At 74.1% G+C, this 20932-nt stretch carries 17 protein-coding genes; 11 read left to right on the forward strand and 6 right to left on the reverse strand.

All coding sequences use genetic code 11. The features are described from left to right. Positions 1 to 259: 259 nt before the first annotated feature. The 3 genes from ACFQ87_RS06565 to ACFQ87_RS06575 form a co-directional block, all read right to left on the reverse strand. The gene (locus ACFQ87_RS06565) at positions 260 to 2197 is read right to left on the reverse strand and encodes a serine/threonine-protein kinase (RefSeq protein WP_380609463.1); all 1938 of its coding nucleotides are present in this window, start codon (positions 2195 to 2197) and stop codon (positions 260 to 262) included. A 132-nt stretch (positions 2198 to 2329) separates the two neighbouring features. After that, complete coding sequence (locus ACFQ87_RS06570) at positions 2330 to 3178, reverse strand: alpha/beta fold hydrolase (protein WP_380609464.1); 849 nt, start codon at positions 3176 to 3178, stop codon at positions 2330 to 2332. Between the two features lie 208 nt (positions 3179 to 3386). Next, positions 3387 to 4145 carry a dienelactone hydrolase family protein gene (locus tag ACFQ87_RS06575; protein ID WP_380609465.1) on the reverse strand — a complete coding sequence of 253 codons (759 nt, stop codon included), beginning with the start codon at positions 4143 to 4145 and terminating at the stop codon, positions 3387 to 3389. Positions 4146 to 4261: 116 nt separating this feature from the next. On the opposite strand from ACFQ87_RS06575, the gene ACFQ87_RS06580 reads away from it, so the two are divergent. Beyond that, the gene (locus tag ACFQ87_RS06580) at positions 4262 to 4582 is read left to right on the forward strand and encodes a DUF6191 domain-containing protein (protein WP_380609466.1); all 321 of its coding nucleotides are present in this window, start codon (positions 4262 to 4264) and stop codon (positions 4580 to 4582) included. Positions 4583 to 4618: 36 nt separating this feature from the next. Here the strand turns inward: ACFQ87_RS06580 and ACFQ87_RS06585 are convergent, their stop codons facing one another. Beyond that, positions 4619 to 5548 (reverse strand): (2Fe-2S)-binding protein, encoded by a 930-nt coding sequence (locus ACFQ87_RS06585; protein WP_380609467.1) that lies wholly within the window; start codon positions 5546 to 5548, stop codon positions 4619 to 4621. A 232-nt stretch (positions 5549 to 5780) separates the two neighbouring features. On the opposite strand from ACFQ87_RS06585, the gene ACFQ87_RS06590 reads away from it, so the two are divergent. The 10 genes from ACFQ87_RS06590 (at position 5781) to ACFQ87_RS06635 (ending at position 17964) form a co-directional block, all read left to right on the forward strand. Then, entirely contained in the window at positions 5781 to 6746 is a 966-nt protein-coding gene (locus tag ACFQ87_RS06590) for a FecCD family ABC transporter permease (RefSeq protein WP_380609675.1), read from the forward strand. A 17-nt stretch (positions 6747 to 6763) separates the two neighbouring features. Next, on the forward strand, positions 6764 to 7777 hold the full coding sequence (locus tag ACFQ87_RS06595; protein ID WP_380609676.1) for a FecCD family ABC transporter permease: 1014 nt from the start codon (positions 6764 to 6766) through the stop codon (positions 7775 to 7777). Next, complete coding sequence (locus tag ACFQ87_RS06600; RefSeq protein ID WP_380609468.1) at positions 7777 to 8643, forward strand: ABC transporter ATP-binding protein; 867 nt, start codon at positions 7777 to 7779, stop codon at positions 8641 to 8643. The genes ACFQ87_RS06595 and ACFQ87_RS06600 overlap by 1 nt, the downstream gene beginning before the upstream one ends. Positions 8644 to 8720: 77 nt before the next feature. Next, on the forward strand, positions 8721 to 9713 hold the full coding sequence (locus ACFQ87_RS06605; protein WP_380609469.1) for an ABC transporter substrate-binding protein: 993 nt from the start codon (positions 8721 to 8723) through the stop codon (positions 9711 to 9713). A 107-nt stretch (positions 9714 to 9820) separates the two neighbouring features. Further along, a complete protein-coding gene (locus ACFQ87_RS06610) occupies positions 9821 to 11020 on the forward strand; it encodes an acetyl-CoA carboxylase biotin carboxylase subunit family protein (protein WP_380609470.1) in 1200 nt (399 codons plus the stop codon). After that, the gene (locus ACFQ87_RS06615) at positions 11017 to 12798 is read left to right on the forward strand and encodes an IucA/IucC family protein (RefSeq protein ID WP_380609471.1); all 1782 of its coding nucleotides are present in this window, start codon (positions 11017 to 11019) and stop codon (positions 12796 to 12798) included. The genes ACFQ87_RS06610 and ACFQ87_RS06615 overlap by 4 nt, the downstream gene beginning before the upstream one ends. Then, positions 12798 to 13982, forward strand: coding sequence for an MFS transporter (locus ACFQ87_RS06620; protein WP_380609677.1), 1185 nt, complete (start codon positions 12798 to 12800; stop codon positions 13980 to 13982). Before ACFQ87_RS06615 ends, ACFQ87_RS06620 begins: the two co-directional genes overlap by 1 nt. Then, positions 13979 to 15781: an IucA/IucC family protein gene (locus tag ACFQ87_RS06625; RefSeq protein WP_380609472.1), complete on the forward strand. Its 1803-nt coding sequence runs from the start codon at positions 13979 to 13981 to the stop codon at positions 15779 to 15781. The genes ACFQ87_RS06620 and ACFQ87_RS06625 overlap by 4 nt, the downstream gene beginning before the upstream one ends. Then, on the forward strand, positions 15778 to 16980 hold the full coding sequence (locus tag ACFQ87_RS06630; RefSeq protein ID WP_380609473.1) for a type III PLP-dependent enzyme: 1203 nt from the start codon (positions 15778 to 15780) through the stop codon (positions 16978 to 16980). Before ACFQ87_RS06625 ends, ACFQ87_RS06630 begins: the two co-directional genes overlap by 4 nt. Positions 16981 to 17166: 186 nt before the next feature. Then, the gene (locus tag ACFQ87_RS06635) at positions 17167 to 17964 is read left to right on the forward strand and encodes an inositol monophosphatase family protein (RefSeq protein ID WP_380609678.1); all 798 of its coding nucleotides are present in this window, start codon (positions 17167 to 17169) and stop codon (positions 17962 to 17964) included. A 19-nt stretch (positions 17965 to 17983) separates the two neighbouring features. Here ACFQ87_RS06635 and ACFQ87_RS06640 read toward each other — a convergent pair whose 3' ends face one another. Beyond that, the gene (locus ACFQ87_RS06640; protein ID WP_380609474.1) at positions 17984 to 19498 is read right to left on the reverse strand and encodes a pyridoxal phosphate-dependent decarboxylase family protein; all 1515 of its coding nucleotides are present in this window, start codon (positions 19496 to 19498) and stop codon (positions 17984 to 17986) included. Then, on the reverse strand, positions 19495 to 20895 hold the full coding sequence (locus tag ACFQ87_RS06645; RefSeq protein WP_380609475.1) for a diaminobutyrate--2-oxoglutarate transaminase: 1401 nt from the start codon (positions 20893 to 20895) through the stop codon (positions 19495 to 19497). The genes ACFQ87_RS06640 and ACFQ87_RS06645 overlap by 4 nt, the downstream gene beginning before the upstream one ends. Positions 20896 to 20932 lie beyond the last annotated feature (37 nt).

Genomic DNA, 20932 nt, shown 5'->3' on the forward strand with positions numbered 1-20932 from the left:
CTGCACCGAAGGCCAATCCATCGTCAGGCGCGAGCAAAGCGGTCATTTTTGATCATCAATCGATGGACTTTTACAAGTGTGTAGATGTTTCCATACAGATCCTTGACCACTGGATGGCGAGATCTCGCCATCGGCACCCCTTGCCCCGGCGAGCGGGCGTCTGCTATCTCAGACCCCACCCTTCGGACGGCAGCCGAGTAACCGCCCGACTACCCTACGGCGTAAAGCAGTTGGCGCACGACGACGCGGTCCTGCGTCACTACTGGAACCGCCACTCCTGCGCCGGGTTGCCGGGCGTGCAGGCGACCATGGTGATCTCGTTACCCGGGCCGTTGTTGGTCATGCAGGACTGGTTCTGGTAGTCGCCCAGGGTGTACGAGCCCGCTGAACTGCCGTTGCGGACCGTCCACCTGGTGAGGAAGCTGTACCCGTTGTTCAACAGCACCTTGCCGTCCATGGTCTGGACGAGCATCGGGCCACCGTTGTTGCAGGCGTTGAACAGGATCCAGGTGCCGGGGTCGGTGGAGCGCACCCAGCCGTACTGCGCGGCGCCGCCGAGCACGACCGGGTTGTCGCCGCTCAGGTTGTCGTTGCGCAGCCCGATCGGGCTGCCGTCCTTGGCGCTGACGATGGTGCTCCAGTTGCTGCCGCCGCAGGACGCGGGCCGGGTCGGGGTCTGCGGGGCGGGCGGATTGCCGCCGGTCGTCTGGCTCGGTGGTTGCGGCTTGGGTTCGGCGGGCGGGTTGGCCGGGCCTCCCCCGTTGCCTCCCCCATTGCCTCCCACGTTGCCGGAGCCGGCGGGCGGGTTGACCTGACCGCCCGAGGAGCCGCCGGAACCGGAGTTGGAGCCGGAGTTGGAGCCGCCGGCGGCGGAGTTGGCACCCCCGCCACCGCCCCGGCCCTGCTGGGCGCCCCCTCCCCCGCTCACCGCGCCGCCGTTCCCGCCCTGGGCCGGGGCCGGGACGGGAACGTTCGGTTGTCCGCCGGGCGGCGGCTGGTCGGCGGCCGGGGCGGCAGACGGGGTGTCGGTCGGCTGCGGGGTGGCCGGCGCGGTGGTGGCGGCCGCGGGAGTAGTGGTGGTCTGGGCCGCCGGGACGGTCACCACCACGGTCGGCTGGGCGGCGGGCGGCACGGCCGTGGTGGAGGCGCCGGGGCTGCGGTCGATCAGCAGGGCGGTCGCCGTGCCCATCGAGATGACGATCGGGATGATGATCGGCACCAGCAGGGTGCGCCGCGAGCGGCGCTTGCCCGGTTCGGTCTCCGCCTGCGGATCGACCTTCACCACCTGGTCCGCTCCGGCGACCCCGACCCCGGCGCCGGCAGCCCCGGCCCGCGCCGCCCGCAGGTCGATCGTCCCGCTGTCCGCTGCCTTCCACGGCGCCGCGGGCGCGCCGATCGCCGCCCGGGCCGCGGCCGCCATCTCGGCGGCGCTCGCGTACCGGTCCTCGGGGTTCTTGGCCAGCGCGGTGGCGACCAGCTCCCGCACGGCCGGCGGGAAGGTCTCCGGCAGCTCCGGCACCGGCTGGTTGACGTGCTTGAGCGCGACCTGCAGCGGCCCCTCGCCCAGGTACGGCACCTGACCGACCAGCAGCTCGTAGCAGACCACGCCGATCGAGTAGAGGTCCGAGGCCGACCCGGTGCTGACCGACGCCGCCTGTTCGGGGGACATGTAGGCCGCCGTGCCGATGATCGCGTACGGGGCGGTGAGCTTGGTGCTGGCGATCGCGCGGGCGATGCCGAAGTCGGTGATCACCACCCGGTCGTCGTCGCGCAGCATCAGGTTGGACGGCTTGATGTCCCGGTGCACGATCCCCCGCCGGTGGGCGGCGTGCAGCGCGTCCAGGGCGTCGGCGAGCAGGCCGAGGGCGCGCTCGGCGCTCATCGGCCCGCTCTGCGCGAGCGCCTGGTTGAGCGGGCGGCCCTCGATCAGGTCCATCACGATGTAGGCGCAGCGCTCGTCGCCGTCCCCGTCGCTCTCCCCGTAGTCGTGGACGTCCACGATGCCCGGGTGGTCGATCGCGGCGACCAGCTGGGCCTCCCGGCGGAAGCGTTGGACGGCGGTGCCGTCCTCGAACAGCTCGGCGCGCAGGATCTTGATCGCGACCTGCCGTGCCAGTACCTGGTCGTCGGCCCGCCAGACCGCGCCCATGCCCCCGCCGCCGAGCTTCTCGACGAGCGTGTACCGACCTCCGAGCACGGTGCCCGCGCTAATCATCGGCCCTGTCCCCCCAGGTGTCGTGACCCGCCCCGACGGGTCGTCGGCACACAGTGTGCCAGAGCGTGCCACGGGCCCAGCAGGCCCTGCACGTACGAACATCGGGCAGATCTATCAGGCGTACCGGACGTTTCTGGCGTGGTCGGACACCTCCAGGACGACCGCCGTGACGGCGCGCGGCTTGTCGACGTGGACGGCGTGCCCGGCGCCGCGCACCACGATGTGGCTGCCCCGGACGGCATTGGCCGCGATCCGGGACTGCAGGGCGGTCCAGCGGGCGCGCAGTGCGCGGGGCAGTCCCTCGGTCGCGCTCAGCACGGCCACCGGCACCTCGGGCAGCCGTCCGGCGGAGCGCCCTCGACGCAGCTCGGGGACGGCGAGGCCGGTCAGCCGGTTCTCGGCGAGGACGGTGCGCCGCTGGTGCGGGTGGGCGAGGACGGCCGCCTCGGCCCGGGCGAGCGCGTCCTCGCCGCCCGGCCCGGCGGGGGTGAGCGCCGTCCGGAGCAGCCAGAGCCGGTTCAGCACCGCCTCGGCGGCGCAGAGGGAAGGCGGCCGGAACTCCTCGTGGGCCGGGTCGACCAGTACCAGGCCGGCCACCAGCTCCGGCCGCTGCCAGGCGAGGAGTTGGGCCAGCTGACCGCCCCAGCTGTGCCCGACCAGCACGGCCGGCCCGGCGTCCAGGTGCCGCACCAGGGCGGCCAGGTCCCCGGTCTGCGCCTCCAGGGTCAGGCCGAGGGCGCGGTCGGGCTCGCTGGCGCCGAGCCCGGGACGGTCGTACGCGACGACCCGGACGTGCTCGGCGAGTTCGGGCAGCACCGGGGCCCAGGTGAGCGAGGAGGTGCCGCAACCGGCGATCAGCACCACCGGCGCCCCGGCGCCCGTACCGGCCTCCACCCAGCGCAACGCCCGTCCGTCGCGGTCGAGTTCGCCCTGCCGCAGTTCGACCGGGGTGCGCTCGGCCATGGCCCGGACGATGGCTTCCTGGACGTCCCGCAGGCCCCCCGGCCCGGCTGACGCTTGCCACTTGGTCCGCACGTTCGGTCCCCCCTGGATCCGTCGGTGTCGCTCCCGCCGTCGCATGGCGGGAACCCGACGCTGACTGCCCGATGGCACCGGCACCCAAACCCCACCTGGACGGCGGGCGAACGCAGGACCAACAAACCGGTGGACGTCAGGCGGGCAGGGTGCGCTCCAGCAGGGAGAGCAGCGCCTTCCAGTGCCGGGCGTCGGCGGCCGCGTCGTAGCGGGTGGTGTCGGCCTGGGTGTAGCCGTGCGGGGCGCCCGCGTAGACCTCCGTCGTATGGCGCACCCCGGCGGCGGTGAGGGCCTCGTCGAGCCGGGAGATCTGCTCGGGCGGCAGCGACTCGTCCTGGTCGGCGTGGCCGAAGTACAGCTCGGCGGTGATCCGGTGGGCGCCCAGGTGGGGGCTGTCCGGGCGCTCGGTGGCGAGGTTGCCGCCGTGGAAACCGGCCGCGACGGCGATCCGGTCCGGGTGACTGGCGGCCGTGCGCAGCGCCAGCAGGGCGCCGCGGCAGTAGCCGGTGACGCCGATCGGGCCGTCCTGGACCAGCGGGGACCCGGCGAACCAGCGCAGGAAGGCGTCGGCGTCGCGGGCGGTCGCCTCCGGGGTGAGGGTGGCCAGCAGCGGGACGATCTGGTCGAAGATCTCGTCGCACTGCTCGATGTCGATCAGCTCCGGCAGCTCGACCAGTGGCGCACGGCCGTTGCGGTAGAAGGCGTTGGGGAGGAGGACGGTGTACCCGGCCGCGGCGATCCGGTCGGCCATGCCCTTCAGGTGCGGGCGGAGCCCGAAGGCGTCCATGTGGAGCAGGACTCCGGGGTGGGGCCGGTCGTCGTCGGGGTGGGCGAGGTAGGCGTCGGCGGTGCCGTCCGCCGTCGGGATGTCGATGAGGGTTCCGCGCACGGTCATGGTGAAGGCTCTCCTTGGGGTTCGCGGGCAGCGTATCCGGTGCGCCCTTCGGGAGGCCGACGTCGCCCGGCCGGCCGCTCGGGAACGCCCGTACGGCGGTGCGGCGTTGAGCGGGCATGGGGTGGATCGCGAGCGTGGCCTGTGTGGTGGTCGTGGCGGTCGGGCTGGTGGTGCTGTCGGCCTGTCAGATGTGGGGCGAGTCCTCGCGACGCCGTCGGCCGCGCGCGCCCGGGGTGGGGGTGGGCGGCGGCGGTGGCCTGGAGGAGCTGCACGCACTGTTCAGCCCGGGCAAGCGGATACAGATCGAGCAGCGGCGGGAGCAGCTGGCACTCCGGGACGACGCGGAGGCGGGGGCGCCGCCGCACTTCGGGGTGGACCTGGAGCGGGGTGTGGCGGTGCTGCCCCGCGCCAAGGGAGACGAACGGGACGGGCGGTAGGGCCGCACACCCGGCGGCGGGCCCGCGGACGGGCCGTCAGAGCCGGCGCAGCCGCTCCCCGTCGCTGGTGCGCGGGCAGGTCAGGCAGGCGACGGCCGCGGGCTTGACCGCGTAGTAGAGGCAGCAGCCGAGCCGGGTGCGGGTGTGGTGTTCGCGGCCGTCGGGGGTGCGCAGCCGACGGAAGTCGGCGGCGCCCGGGAGCGGCAGGGTGCCGCCGGGCAGCAGGGCCCCGGCGGCAACGACGGCGGCGTCCTCCGCGGTGGAGCCCCGGGCGGTCGCCTCGCGGGCGGTGGCGTCGCGGGCGGTGGCGTCCTGAGCGCCGAGCATCCGACCGAGGTACCAGACGGCCGAGGCGAGGTCGTCGGTGACCATGCCCCAGAGCGCGCGGTCGCGGCGCCGGGCCGGTCCGGCGAAGGCGGCGAGCACCGGTTCGAGGTGGGTGACCACGGCGGCTCGCAGTTCGGCGCGCAGTTCGTCATCGCCGGGGAGGTCTCCGGGGAGGCCTCCCAGGACGTTCCCGCCGAGGTCTCCTACGAGGCCTCCCGCGAGGGAGACATGTCCGCCCGGGCGCAGCGCGAGCCGGCCGGTGGGGGCGTGCAGCCAGAGGTCGGCGGGGTCGACGGCGGGGACCCGCCGGGCGAGGTGCCAGGGGCCGGCGATGAGCAGGCAGGCCGACCAGACGTAGTGGTGGAGCAGCCGGGAGGCGGTGACGTGCGGGCGGGGGGCGCGGCCGTGCTCGGCGGCGATCCGGCCCTCCGCTCCGGCCAGGACGGCGGCCAGCGCCCGTTCGTCGGCGGCGAGTTGGGCCCCAGAGTACCAGCCGTCGGCGACCGAGGGGTCGGGCTCGACGGGGTCGAGTAGGCGCAGCTCCAGCACCGGGCAGAGCTCGCGCAGTCGCTCGTAGTCGCCGACCAGGGCGGACGGCCGCGCCTGGGCGAGTACGGGCAGGGGTGTTCCGGGAACCATCGGCACTCCCGAGATCGATTTCGAAAGATCGATTAAGGTGAGCCTCACCTTACAATGCCTCAGTGGGCCCACCCGACCACCTCGCGCCATGGTCGAACGGTCCACCTGAGCAGGCGACTCGACCTTGACGAAGTTAGGTAAACCTAACCTAAGATGTCGACTCGTGTTGAGAACCCACCTGCCGGCCACCCCAGCCCCGGCGACGCCCCGTTCCCCGGCGGCACAGCGGCCGTTGCTGCTGGTCGTCGGCGTGTGCGCGCTCGTGCTGTGCACGACCTTGAGCCTCGCGCTGGGCTCCCGATCCATCCCGCTGTCGACCGTCGCCGACGCCCTCACCGGCGCCGCCCACGGCGGTGACGCCGATGTGGTGACGGGCCTTCGCGTCCCGCGCACGCTCATCGGGCTGGCCGTGGGGGCCGCGCTCGGCGTCGCCGGGGCGGTCGCCCAGGGCGTCACCCGCAACCCACTGGCCTCGCCGATCACCCTCGGCATCAACGCCGGCGCGAGCCTCGCCGTGGTCGCCGCGATCTACACGCTGGACCTCTCCCGCCCGGTCGAGTACGTCTGGTTCGCCTTCGCGGGGGCGGCCGTCGCCGCCGTCGCCGCGTACACGATGTCCCGGCGCGGCGGGGACCTCGACCCGGTTCGGCTCGCGCTCGGCGGCACCGTGCTCACCGTGGTGCTCACCTCCTGGACCTCCGCACTGATGCTGGCCAGTCACCGCACCCTGGACGAAGCCCGGTTCTGGCTGGCCGGCTCGATCGCCGGGCGGCACCTGGACACCCTCACCCCCGTGCTGCCGTTCCTGGCACTCGGGCTCCTGGGCGCCTTCGCCGTCTCGCCCGCACTCAACGCGCTGGCCCTGGGCGACGAGACCGCGCAGTCGCTGGGCGTGCCGGTGGCCCGGATCCGGGTGGTGGGCGGACTGGCCGTCGTACTGCTCGCGGGCAGCGCGGTCGCCGTCGCCGGACCGGTGGCGTTCATCGGACTGGCCGCGCCGCACCTGGTCCGCCCGCTCCTCGGCAACGACCACCGCTGGCTGCTGCCCGGCTGCCTGATCGCCGGTCCGCTGCTGCTGCTCAGCGCCGATGTGCTCGGCCGGCTCGTGGTGCGGCCCTCCGAGATCGAGGTCGGAATCGTGACCGCCTTCCTCGGCGCTCCGCTGCTCGCGGTGCTGGCCCGGAAGGTGGCCAAGTGACAGCGCTCGCCGTTCCGATGGGCGCCATCGCGCGCCGCCGGGCCCGTACCGCCGCCTGGTCGCTGGTGGCCGTCGCCCTGCTGGTGCTGCTCACCGGCATCGCGCTCGGCACCGGCCAGGTGAGCATCTCCGTCTGGGACGCACTGCGCGCCCTGGTCGGCCAGGGCGAGCCCGGGAACGTGCTGGTGGTGCAGCAGTTCCGGGCACCGCGCGTGGTGTCCGCCCTGATCGCCGGCGCCGGCCTGGCGATGGCCGGCTCGATGCTGCAGCGGCTGTTCCGCAACCCGCTCGCCGCGCCCGACACCATCGGCATCACCGGCGGCGCCTCCTTCGGCGCGGTGCTGATGCTCGCCACCGGCGCCTCGCAGCAGCTGATCCCGCTGGCCGCGGTCGGCGGCGGACTGCTCGCCGCGCTGCTGCTCGGCGGCTTCGCCTGGCGCTCGAAGATGGCCGTCACCCGGCTGGTGCTGGTCGGCCTGGCGGTCCAGCAGGGCCTGGCCGCCGCCGTGAACCTGATGATCGTACGGTTCCCGGCCGAGCTGGCCTCCTCCGCGATGCAGTGGACCACCGGCTCGCTGTACGGACGCAACTGGACCGAGGTGTGGATCGGCGGCACCGCCATCGCGCTGGCCGCCGGGGCCGTCCTGCTCTGCCAGCGGCGGGTCTCCGTCCTCGACCTCGGCGACGACTCGGCCGGCGGCCTCGGCCTCAACCCCGCCCGGGACCGGCTCTGGCTGCTGCTGCTCACCATCACGCTCGCCTCGCTGGCCGCCGCCCTCACCGGACCGGTCGCCTTCGTCGCGCTCGCCGTCCCGCACCTGGTCCGGCTGCTCGCCGGACCGCCCACCCTCGGCACACTCGGCCTCACCGCGCTCACCGGCGCCGTGCTGCTGCTCTCGGCCGACCTCCTCGTGCTGCACGTGATCCCCGTCCACGGCCTGCCGGTCGGTGCCGTCACCGCCACCCTCGGCGCGCCCTGGCTCCTGGTGCTGATGATCCGCCAGAGCCGGCTTCCCCAGAGGAGCAGCTGATGACCAGCTCGGCCACCGACCAGGCCTCCACCGCCACCCCGGCCGGCGCCACCCCGGCCACCGCCAATCGGCTCGCCGCCCACGGCCTCGGGCTGCGCTACGGCGATCGGACCATCGTCGACGGGCTCGACCTCGAACTGCCCGGCGGCGCCGTCACCGCGATCGTCGGACCGAACGCCTGCGGCAAGTCCACCCTGCTGCGCGGACTGGTCCGGCTGCTCGACCCGGCCGCCGGCACCGTCACCCTGGACGGCGCCGACATCCACCGAATGCCCGCGCGGACCCTCGCCAAGCGGATGGGCCTGCTGCCGCAGCAGCCGGTCACGCCCGAGGCGGTCACCGTCGAGGCGCTGGTGCGGCTCGGGCGCTACCCGCACCAGCGGATGCTCAGCCCGTGGTCCAAGGCCGACCAGGCGGCGGTCGAGGACGCACTGGAGCGCACCGGCACCGCCGAACTGCGCGACCGGCAGGTCGACCGCCTCTCCGGCGGGCAGCGCCAGCGGGTGTGGATCGCGCTGGCGCTCGCCCAGGAGACCGACCTGCTGCTGCTCGACGAGCCGACCACCTTCCTCGACCTGCGGCACCAGCTCGACGTGCTCGACCTGGTCGCCGACCTGCACGCCGAGGCCGGGCGCACCGTGGTCATGGTGCTGCACGACCTCGGGCAGGCCGCCCGGTACGCCGACCACCTGGTGGTGCTCAAGGACGGGCGGCTCGCCGCGGCCGGTCCGCCCGCCGAGGTGCTGACGGCCGAACTGGTGGAGGCGGTGTTCGGGGTGCCGTGCCTGGTCGTGCCCGACCCGGAGACCGGCACTCCGCTGGTCGTGCCACGGGCCCGGAGGCGGGCCGTCGCCGCCTCCGCCTGAACCTCCCACCCCCCTGAGCTCCCATCCCCTGAGCTCCCATCCCCGTCCCCCTGTTCGACCCGATCCAAGGAACCCCGATGAACCGCCGACTCCCCGTCGCCGTCCTCGCCGTCACGCTGTCCGCCACGCTCCTCGCCGCCTGCGGCAGCAACGGGGACGCCGCCACGTCCGGCGACTCCGCGTCCTCCGCCTCGGCCGGCACCGCCGCCGGGTTCCCGCGCAGCGTCAAGCACGCCGCCGGGACCGCTGACATCAAGTCGCAGCCCAAGCGCGTCGTGGTGCTGGACAGTGGCGAGCTGGACGACGTCACGCTGCTCGGCATCACGCCGGTCGGCGCGGTGTCCCCGCACATGAAGACCGAGGGCGGGTTCCCGAACTACCTCAAGGACAAGATCAAGGACACCAAGGACGTCGGCCCGATGAACGAGCCGAACCTCGAACTGATCGCCTCCCTCAAGCCCGACCTGATCCTGTCCTCCAAGGTCCGCCACGCCAAGGTGTACGACCAGCTGAACGCGATCGCACCGACCGTGCTGGCCGAGACCACCGGGTTCCCGTGGAAGGAGAACCTGGCGCTGTACGCCCAGGCGCTCGGCAAGGAGGACGAGGCGAAGAAGGCGCTGGCCGACTACGAGGAGCGGGCGCACAAGCTGGGCGAGGCGATCAAGACGAAGTACAACGGGACGATGCCGACCGCCTCGGTGGTCCGCTTCGTGGCCGGCCCGACCCGCCTGTACGCCAAGGCCTCGTACAGCGGCGTGGTGCTCAAGGACGTGGGCCTGGCCCGCCCGGCCTCGCAGGACGTGGACAAGAACATCATCGAGGTCAGCGCCGAGCAGATCAGCCAGGCCGACGCCGACCTGGTGTTCGTCACCACCGCCGACGACCCGACCAAGACCAAGGAGAGCGAGGTCCAGCAGACCCCGGTCTGGCAGGGCCTGAACGCCGTCAAGAACGGCAAGGTCTTCAACGTCCCGGACGAGACCTGGATGTCCGGCATCGGCGTCCAGGCCGCGGACGCGATGCTCGTGGACATCGCCAAGGCGGCGGGCGTGGACGCGCCCAAGTAATCACTGACAGATGACAGACGACGGCGAACAGATAACAGATTTCAACATCTGTCATCCGTTATCCGTTCGCCGCCCTCCGCCCGTCACCACGCCCCCAAGGACACCCCATGCGGCTCTACCTGCTCGCCCTCAACCCCACCGACTCGGTCACCCGCGGCTTCCTGCCCGCCGCCGCCCGGCTCGGCCTCGACGTCACCGTTCTCACCGATCACGTCGAGGACCACCAACGCGCCTACGCCGACGCCGGGTTCCCGTACGAGCTGGTGGAGTGCGACGTCCAGGACTTCCGCGAGGTGATCGGGGCGATATCCCAACACCACGCGCCCGACGCGGTGTTCAGCAACAGCGACCACCTGCAGACCCAGACCGCCCTGGTCGCCGACTACTTCGGCCTGCCCGCCAAGGACTGGAAGGCCGCGCTGCGGGCCAAGAACAAGGGCGAGCTGCGCCGCCACCTCGCCGAGACCGGCCTGGACCGGGTCTGGTCCGCCGAGCTGGCGCCCGGCCAGGACCCGGCCGAGCTCACCCCGCCCTTCCCCTGCATCCTCAAGCCCCGCGAGGGCGTCGCCAGCGAGGACGTCACGCTGGTCGCCGACACCGACGAACTCGCCCTGCGGGTCGAGCAGATCCAACAGCGCCGCCCGGGCGCCACGCTGGTGGTCGAGGAGTTCCTGGCGGGCGAGCTGTGCACCCTGGAGACCCTCGGCGACGGCCGTGCCCGCCACGTCCTCGGCGGCTTCCGCACCCGGCTCTCCCCGCCGCCGGACTTCATCGAGGAGGTGCTGACCTTCACCCCGGCGCACCCCCGAGCCGTGGTCGACCAGGTGCTCGCCCAGCTCGACGCGCTCGGCGTCGGACTCGGCGCCTGCCACACCGAGTTCGTCCTCCAGCCGGACGGCCGCGCCCGCATCATCGAGGTCAACTACCGCGCCATCGGCGACCAGTGCGACCTGATGCTCGCCGAGATCCTCGACCTCCCGTACTTCGAGCTGGTGCTGCGCACCCACCTCGGCGAGGACCTGCCCGCCGACCTCGGCGCGCGCACCGGCCAGCGGGCCCGCCACGAGCGCGTCTGCGCGGACCGGGCCGGCACCCTGACCGCCGCCCCGGAGCCGCTGTTCGAGCAGCGGGCCGACGGGGTCACGCTCTCCTACCTCCCGGTGCGCGAGCTCGGTGCCCGGCACGAGCTCTACCGCACCAACCGCGACTACCTGGGCATCGTCTGGGCGGTCGGCCCGGACCAGGACGCGGTGGACACCGCCGTGGCGGAGTTCATCGCCGCCAACCGCTGGGAGATCGCCTCATGACTCCGGCCGACAGGACGCCCGCCCACACCTCGCCCGCCCACAGCACACCCGCCCACAGCACACCCGCCCACACCGCGCCCGCCGGCCGCACGCCCGCCGACAACACGCCCCTCGGCGGGACCTCCGCCGACCAGCTGACCCTGCGCGTGCTGTCCGCCCTGCTGCGCGAGGACGTGCTCGGCCTGCGTGCGGACGGCGTCCTGGAGCAGCGGGCCGACGGCCCCTGGCTGCGCAACGGGACGCTCGCCCTGCCGGTCGCCCCCGAGGGCTTCCAGGGTGACCACGCGGCCCGGCTGCCGGAGTTGGAGGCGGACGGCGTCCGGCTCACCGAGCTGCCCGCCATCCTCGCCCACCTGGCCGAGCGCGCCGATCCACTGGACCGGCCCGGCCACCTGGCCTTCGCCGAGGAGTGCCGCCAGACCCTGGCCACCATGCAGCTGCACGACCGGGTCCGCCCCGAGGTGCACGCCGCGCTCGCCGAGCGCTACGGCAAGGACACGGCCGACTGGACGGGCCCGCACGCCTCGCTCGGCTTCGAGGCCCTCGCCGCCTTCCTCGACCACCCGGTCTACCCGACCGCCCGTGGCCGCTCCGGTCTGACCGAGCCACAACTCCGCTCCTACGCACCGGAGTTCCACCCGAGCTTCGAACTGCGCTGGCTCGCCGTCCCGGCCGGGCGGCTGACCGTACGCGGCGACGGGCCGCTGCCCGCCTGGTGGCCGAGCGCCGAACAACTGGGCGTCCCGGGCCAGTTCCTCACCGTCCCGGTCCACCCGCTCACCGCGGGCGAGGACTTCGAGCGGATCGCTCCTGGCGCGGTGCTCACCCCCGAGCCGTACCTCACCGTGCTGCCGACGCTGTCCATGCGTACCGTCGCCGTCGCCCAGGACCCGGCCTGCCACCTCAAACTCCCGCTGGCCACGGCGACCCTGGGCCTGCGCAACCGGCGCACCATCAAGCCGGTCACCCTGGTCAACGGGGCGGTCGGACAGCGCCTGGTGGAGGCCGTGATCGCCCGCGAGCCGCGCTTCGCCGGGCGGGTGCTGCACGTCGACGAGCAGTGCTACGCGCACGCCGACGACGAACTGCTGGCCGTACTGCTGCGCCGCTACCCGAACGGCCTCGACGACGCCGTCACCGTGCCGCTGGCCGCCCTGCTCGCCGAGGCCCCCGACGGACGGCTGGTCATCGACCACCTGGCCGACCGCTTCCACGGCGGCTCCGTCCCCGCCCTGTACGAGGAGCTGCTGCGGCTGCTGGTCGACTGGCAGACCACCCTGTTCGGCCACGGCATCGCCCTGGAGTCGCACCAGCAGAACACCTCGCTCGTCCTGGACGACACCGGCCTGCGACTGCTCTACAAGGACAACGACGGGCCCCGGATCAACACCGCCAGGATCGGCGAACTCGCGCAGCTGGCAACCGAGTTCCGCGACCCGCGGATCCTCGCCGAGCAGGACCGCGCGCTCACCGACCTGTTCACCACGATCACCGGCCACCTGTGCACCGCCTCGCTCGCGTTCGGCCTCGCCGCACACGAGCGGGTACCGCTGGAGCTGAGCCTGCGGCTCCTGCGCGATGTCCTCGGTGAGGCGGTCGACCGCCTCGGCCCGGCCGGGCGACCGCTGCGCACCGAGCTGCTGGACGCCGAACGGCTGCCCGTCAAGGCCATGGTGAGCGCCGGCACCCTGCTCAGCAAGGAGCGCAGCGGCGCCGCCGACATCAACAAGCACTACACGGACGGCCCCAACTACCTGCTGCTGAGGGACGGTTCATGATGACCGTCGAACCGCTGGCGCGGCCGTCCGCGGCGGCCGGACTGGACCGGCGTCAGGTTCACGCCATCGCGGCCTGCTACTTCGTCGCCTCCTTCGCTGCCCTCGGCCTGCCGCCCTTCCTCTCCGAGATCCTCCCGGGCCTGGGCGACCAGGACGGCCGGTGGGCCGGCCTGCTCTACATCGTGCCGACCGTCTTCACCGCCCTCGGCGCGCCGCTGTGGGGCCGGCTGGCCGACCGCTTCGGCCAGAAGCGGCTGCTGCTGCGCGCCCAACTCGGCCTCACCGTCTCCTTCCTGCTCGCGGGGGCAGCCGACAGCCTGCCGGCGTTCACCATCGCGCTGGTGCTCCAGGGCTTCCTCGGTGGCACCTTCTCCGCCACCAACGGCTACCTCGCCTCGGCCCTGGACGGCTCCCAGCTGTCCAAGGCGCTGACCCTGATGCAGGGCAGTGCCCGGGCCGCCCTGGTCGCGGCGCCGATCCTGGTCGGCGCGCTGTCGCCGTGGATCGACCCGCACCGGCAGTACCTGCTGATGGCACTGCTGCCGCTGACCGCCGCCGTACTGCTCGGCTTCCTGCCCGAGCCGGCCCGCCCGCGCGCCGTCCGGACGGGCGGGGACGCGCCCCAGGCCGACCCGCCGGGCTCGCTCAAGCTGCTCTACACCTTCGAGTTCGCCTTCGTCTTCGCCACCATAATCTCCTTCCCCTACCTGATCACCCTGGTGCAGCAGCGGCTGCCGGGCGTCAACGGCACGGTCGCGGGCTTCCTGTTCGCGCTGCCGCACCTGGTCTACCTGGTCGCCGCCGGACGGGTGCACGCCGCCGTCGAGGCGCGGCCCCGTACCGGGCTGGCGGCCGGCTTCGCCCTGGTCGCCCTCGGGCTGGCCGGACACGCCCCGGCCCACTCGCTGCTCACCTTCGCCCTGACCCGGGCGGTGCTCGGTCTCGGCATGACCTTCGGCCTGGTCTGCCTCGCCGTCCTCGCCGCCGAAGCCGCCCGGGGCCGCGCGCCGGGCCGGATGTTCGGCACCCGCGAAACCGTCTCCAAGTGCGGTGCCGTAGCCGCCGGACTCGCCGCCGCGCTGGCCAACGGCAGCGGCGGACCGGCCGCCCCCGTCGTCACCGGCACCGCCGCCGCACTGGCCGCCGCCCTGCTCGCCCTCCTGACCCGTAGGAGCCCCCGATGACCGCCCGTACGGCCCACCCGCAGTCGGCCGCCACCACGACCGGCCTCCCCACCGCCCGACCGACCACTCCGTCCCCCGCGCTTCCCGCCGTGCCCACCGCGCTGCCCACCGCCGATGAGGCGGTGGTCCACACCCTGCTCAACTGCCTGCTGCGCGAGGTCTCCGCGCCCGAGCACCAGACCGCCGTCGACGAGGGACACCTGCTGCTGCGCCTGCCCCGCCGCGGCGCCCTGCTGCGAGTCGCCCTGCGCCGCACCTCGCTGCTCGGCGCGCACCGCTTCACCGGACCGGCCTTCGAGGAATCAGCGGACGGCTGGCGGGAGTTGGGTTGGCGCGAGCTGGCCGAGTACGCCCAGGACGAGCTGGAGCTGCGCACCGGAACGGTGAACGAGGAGTTCCTCGGCCAGGTGGCGTCCAGCCGCTACGGCGTGCGCCAGGGCCTGGACGAGCGCCCGGCCGCCGGGGACGACCGCTACCTGGAGTCCGAGCAGGCCCTGCTGTTCGGCCACCGCTTCCACCCGGCCCCCAAGTCCCGCTCCGCCGCCCGGGGCGACTGGAGCCGGTACGCGCCCGAGTCCCGCGCGGCGTTCCCGCTGCGCCACCTCGCCGTCCGCGCCGAGCTGCTGGCCGAGGAGTCCCTGGACGAGGACGCGAGTGCCCGACTGGACGGCCTCGGCGAAGTCCCGGACGGCTACCGACTGCTGCCCGCCCACCCCTGGCAGTACCAACTCATCGGCGACCACCCGCTGTTGCGCGAGGCCATGGCCCGCGGTGACGTCCTGGACCTCGGCCCGCGCGGCGAGCACTTCACCACCACCGCCTCGGTGCGCACCCTGCACGGCGCGGACGCCTTCCTCAAGTTCAGCCTCAACGTCCGCATCACCAACTGCCTGCGCAAGAACGCCGCTTACGAGCTCACCGGCGCCGTCGCGCTCACCCGGCTGCTGGCCCCCGCGCTCACCGACCTCGCCCGGCGCTTCCCCGACGCGGCGATGCTGCGCGAGCCCGCCTTCCGCACCCTCGCCCTGCCGGGCGCCGACGGCCGCCCCGACCGGGCGCTGTACGAGGGCTTCGGCCTGATCCTGCGCGAGGGCTTCGGCGGCCTGCTGCGGCCCGGCGTCACCCCGCTGCTCGCCGCCGCCGTCGCGGACGAGCACCCGACCAGCTCGGCGCACATCTCCCGGCTGCTGGGCAACGGTTCGGACGGCGCCGCCGCCCTCGACTGGTGGCGCGCCTACCTGCGACTGCTCCTCCCGCCGGTGCTGGCCGCCTACTTCGACCACGGTGTGGTGCTGGAGCCGCACCTGCAGAACGTGCTGATCGGCGTCGACGCCGACGGCCGCCCGGCCCAGGTGCTCTTCCGCGACCTGGAGGGGACGAAGCTGGTGCCCGAGCACAACGCCGACATCCTGACCGCCCTCCCGCCCGAGGTGGCCGGCCCGATGACGTACGACGCCGAGCGCGGCTGGGACCGGGTGGTCTACTGCCTGCTGGTCAACCACATCGCCGAACTGCTCGCCGCCCTCGCCGACCGGCACCCCGAGCTGGAGGGCGCGCTCTGGCAGGCCGTCCGGGACACCCTGGAGGAGTACGCCGCCGCGCACGGCCGCCCGCCCCGGCTGCGGGCCCTGCTGGCCGGCGTCCCGCTGCCCGCCAAGGCCAACCTGCTGACCCGCTGGGAGCGCAAGGCCGACCGCGAGGCCGGGTACGTCCGGCTGCCCTCCCCGCTGGCCGGCTCGGTGCTCGCCGAGGCCGCCCGTATGACCGCCCACCTTCCCGCCGGGAGCACCCTCCGATGAGCAGCACCGTCCACGGCCACGTCGCCTCCCTCGCGGCCGACCGACTGCCCGCCTACGTCTACGACCTGGCCGCGCTGCGCGCGCACGCCGCCGCCGTCCGGGCCGCTCTGCCCGAACGGGTCGAGCTGTACTACGCGGCCAAGGCCAATCCGGAGGCGCCGCTGCTGACCGCGCTGCGCGACGCCGTCGACGGCTACGAGGTCTCCAGCGGCGGGGAGTTGGCGCACGTGCGGGCCGCCGTGCCGGACGCCCCGCTGGCCTTCGGCGGGCCGGGCAAGACTCCCGCCGAGATCGCCGCCGCCGTCGACGCCGGGGTGCACCGCTGGCACGTCGAGAGCGAGCAGGAGCTGCACCGGCTCGCCGCCGTACTCGCCGACCGGCCGGGGACGGACGTGGTCGTGCTGCTCCGGGTCAACCTGCCGGTGGTCACCGACGCCCTGGACGCGGTGCCGCTCGCGATGGGCGGGCGCCCGACGCCGTTCGGGCTCGACCCGGACCGGGCGGAGGAGTGCGTCCGGCTGCTCACCGGCGGCGGACCGCTCGGACGTCGGCTGCGTCTACGCGGGGTGCACGCCCATCTGGCCAGCGGGCTGGCGGCGGCGGAGCAGCTGTCGGTCGCCGAGCAGATCGTCATCTGGTCGGCCGAACTCGCCGAGCGGCACGGCTTCCCGCTGGCCGAGGTCAACATCGGCGGCGGGATGGCGGTGGACTACGACGACCCGACGGAGCGCTTCGACTGGACGGCCTTCGGCGAGGGCCTGGCCAAGCTGCTCGACGCCCACCCCGGACTGACCCTGCGGATCGAGCCGGGCCGGGCGCTGACCGCCTACTGCGGCTGGTACGCGACCGAGGTGCTGGACGTGAAGCAGAGCCACGGCGAGGACTTCGCGGTGGTCCGCGGCGGCACCCACCACCTGCGCACCCCCGCCACCCGCGGACACTCCCAGCCCTTCGAGGTGCTCCCGGTGGACGGCTGGCCACACCCCTGGCCGCGCCCCGCCGTCACCACCGGACGGGCCACCCTGGCCGGGCAGCTCTGCACTCCGAAGGACGTCCTCGCCCGAGCGGCGAGCGGTGCGGCCGGTCTGCGGGCGGCGGACCGGGTGCTGTTCGCGATGGCGGGCGCGTACGCGTGGAACATCTCGCACCACGAGTTCCTGATGCACCCACGCCCGGGGTTCCACTACCTGGGTGCGTGACGGCTCGCGGGCGACCGCTGACCCCCGAGCCCGGCGGCTGACGACTGACGGCTGACGGAGTTCAGATGACAGATTTCAACATCTGTCATCCGTCAGCTGTCAGCTGTTCGCCGCCCCCGTCCGCCGCAACCCCCTCCGCGCACTCGTGGGACAGTGGTAGCCAGCGAAGGGAGCGCGAACGTGCTGATGGACAAGGTGGCGGAGATACTCGCCGAGGCGTCGGCCGAGGCGGTGGAACCGCGCTTCCGGGCACTGGCCGCCGGCGAGGTGATGGAGAAGGCGCCCGGCGAGATCGTCACGATCGCCGACCGCGAGGCCGAGGCGATCATCGCCCGCCGCCTCAGCGAGCTGCTCCCCCTCCCGGTCGTCGGCGAGGAGGCGGTCGCCGCCGACCCTTCGCTCGCCCAGGCCATCCACGACGAGCCCGCCGTCTGGCTGGTCGACCCGGTGGACGGCACCTCCAACTTCGTCGCCGGCCGCCCGGACTACGCCGTGATGTGCTCCCTCGTCCGCTCCGGCCGGGCCGTCGCCTCCTGGATCTGGCAGCCCGCCACCGCGACCGCCTACCGCGCCGAACTCGGCGCCGGCGCCTGGCGCGACGGCGAACGCCTGACCCGCACTCCGGCACCGGCCGACGCCGCCCAGCTGACCGGTGTCCTGAAGAGCCGCTTCCTCGATCCCGAGCAGCGCCGCCACCTGGAGGCCAACTGCTCGGCCTTCGGCGAGATCTCCCCCGGCCGGAGCGCCGCCGGGGTCGAGTACCCGGACGTCGCCGAGGGCCGGTTCGACTTCATCTTCTACTGGCGCACCCTCCCCTGGGACCACGCCCCCGGCTCCCTGCTTCTCACCGAGGCCGGCGGCGTCGCCGCCCGCCTGGACGGCAGCCCCTACCGCCCCGAGGCCCCCGGCTGCGAGGACGGCCTCCTGGTCGCCGCCGACCCCCACACCTGGGAACTCACCCGCGGCATCCTGCTGAGCAACTGACCCCACCCGGACGAGCCCGCTACCCCGCCCGCTCCCCCGCGACCTTGCGCCCCGCGCCGACCACCTCCCGCAGCAGCGCGCCCACCTCCCCCGCCGTCGTGTGCGGGTTGAGCAGGGTGAGCTTCAGCCGCAGCCGCCCCGGCCCCTCGCCCGGCAGCTCGGTGCGCCCGACCACCGCCCGCCCGGTGCGCAGCAGCAGCCGGCGCAGCTGCCCGTTCAGCTCGTCGACGGCCGCCTCGTCCGTCATCCCGGGCGGCCGGTAGCGGAACAGCAGCACGGTGAGCACCGGCTCGGCGTGCAGTTCGAGCGAGGGCTCGGCGCGGACCGCCGAGGCGGCGGCGAGGGCCAGTTCGTGGCAGGCGTCCACCAGCCGGCCGAGCCCCTCGCGGCCGAGGGCGCGCAGGGTGACGGCCAGTTTGAAGGCGTCGGCCCGGCGGGTGGTGCGCAGCGAGCGGCCGAGCAGGCTGGGGTAGCCGGCCTGCTCGTCGTCCATCGGGTTGAGGTACTCGGCGCGCCGGGCGAGCGACACGTAGGTCTCCGCCCGACGGACCAGGAAGATCCCGGCGGCGGCCGGCTGCCAGCCGAGCTTGTGCCAGTCGAGGGAGAGCGAGTCGGCGCGGGCGATGCCGTCGAGCAGCGGGGCGAGCCGGTCGGAGAGCAGCGCGCCGCCGCCGTACGCGGCGTCGACGTGCAGCCAGGCGCCGTAGCGGTCGGCCAGGTCGGCGGCGGCGGCCAGCGGGTCGATCGCGCCGGTGTCGGTGGTGCCTGCGGTGGCGACGACGGCGATCGGGGTCCGTCCGGCCCAGCTGACCTCGGCCAGGGCCCGCTCCAACTCCTCGGGCAGCATGCGGAGTTGGCGGTCGACCGGGACACTGACCACGGCCCGTTCACCGAGCCCGAGCAGGGCGGCGGAGCGCTGGACGGAGAAGTGCGCGGCCTCGGAGGCGAGGATGCAGGGTCGTACGCCGGCCGGGATCCCGTCCAACTCGACGATGCCGTCGAGCTTCTGGTCGCGTGCCAGCATGAGTCCCATCAGGTTGGACTCGGTGCCGCCCGAGGTGAGGACGCCCGCCGATCGCGCCGGGTCGTAGCCGACCAGCGCGGCGAGTTCGGCGAGCAGCGCGGTTTCGAGGGCGGTCGCGGCGGGGGCCTGGTCCCAGGAGTCCTGCGAGGGGTTGAGCGCACTGACGGCGAGGTCGGCGGCGGCGGCCACGGCGAGCGGCGGGCAGTGCAGGTGGGCGGCGCAGGCGGGGTCGGCCGGGTCGGCGGCGCCGTAGGCCAGCAGTTCGGTGAGTCGGGCCAGCGCGCCGCGCCCGCCGGCCCCGGTCAGACCGTCGGCGACCAGGGCGGCGATCTCGGCGGGGCTGCCCGCGGGCAGCGGGCCGGAGCGCAGCGCGGTGCCGGTGTCGAGCGCGTCGAGGACGGTGGCCAGCAGCGGCCCGAGCGCGCCGGGCCCGCCGGGCCCGCCCGCGAGCGCGTCCAACGGGACGTCCTCACCCGGTAGTTCGGGTACCGCGCCGGGTCCGGTGGTCACGCGCCACCCCGGGGGGAGGCGGCGGCCGCGATCGCCTCCGCCAGCCGGTCGAGCACCGCGGCCACCTGCTCGTCGGTGATGGTGAGCGGGGGCAGCAGCCGCAGCACCGCGTCGTGGCGTCCGCCGAGTTCCACGATCAGGCCCCGCGCCAGGCACGCCTCCCGCACCCGCACGGCGAGCGCCGGGTCCGCCGGATGCGCCCCGCAGGCGTCGGCCTCGGCCGCCGGATCGACCAGCTCGACGCCGAGCATCAGCCCGCGCCCGCGCACATCGCCGATCACCGGCAGTTCGGCGGAGAGCTCCCGCAACCGGGAGACCATCCGCGCGCCGACCACGGCGGCCCGCTCGGCCAGCCCGTGCGCGGCGACGTACCGCAGGGTGGCGGCCCCGGCGGCCATGGCGAGGGTGTTGCCGCGGAAGGTGCCGGTGTGGGCGCCGGGCCGCCAGCCGTCGTAGTCCTCGCGGTAGACGACGACGGCGAGCGGCAGGCTGCCGCCGATGGCCTTGGAGAGCACCATGGCGTCCGGGACGATGCCGCTGTGCTCGACCGCCCACATCGCACCGGTGCGCCCGACGCCGGTCTGCACCTCGTCGACAATCAGCGGGATGCCGCGTTCGCGGGTGATCCGACGCATCTCGCGCAGCCAGTCGTCGGGCGCGGGGACGACCCCGCCCTCGCCCTGGACGGCCTCCAGGATCATCGCGGCGGGCGGCACGACCCCGCCCGAGGGGTCGTCCAGCAGCCGCTCCACATAGGTCGCGGCGAGCTCGGTGCCCGTCTCCCCGCCGACCCCGAACGGGCAGCGGTAGCCGTACGGGTAGGGCAGCCGGACCACTTCGCCGCCGCTCGGCAGCGGCTCCTTGACGGCGACGTTGCCGGTGAGCGCGAGGGCTCCGGCGGTCATGCCGTGGTAGGCGCCGGTGAAGGCGAGGGCGCCGGGGCGGCCGGTGGCGGTCTGCATCAGTTTGAGCGCGGCCTCGACGGCGTCCGTCCCAGCCGGGCCGCAGAAGTGCACCCGGGCGCGGGCGGCGAACTCGGCGGGCAGGCTCTCGAACAGCGCGCTGGTGAAGTCGTCCTTCTCGGCGGTGGCGAGGTCGAGCAGGTGCAGCGGGGCGCCGCTGTCGAGGGTGCGCCGGATCGCCTCCAGCACCACGGGGTGGTTGTGACCGAGGGCGAGCGTGCCGGCGCCGGAGAGGCAGTCGAGGTAGCGCCGCCCGTCGGCGCCCTCGACGGTCATGCCGTTGGCCCGGACCGGGACGATCGGGAAGGAGCGGGCGTACGTCCGGGCGGCGGACTCGCGGACGCGCTGGCGGCGCAGGATGGCCTCACCGGAGGACGGAGCCCCGGCTACGGTGGCCCCGGAGGCGGCCTGGGCGGGTACGGCGGCGAGCGACAAGGCAAACCCCCAGAAGAAGTTAGGTAAGCCTAACTTT

It is taken from the genome of Kitasatospora sp. NPDC056531 (genome assembly GCF_042794375.1).
Taxonomy (GTDB): domain Bacteria; phylum Actinomycetota; class Actinomycetes; order Streptomycetales; family Streptomycetaceae; genus Kitasatospora.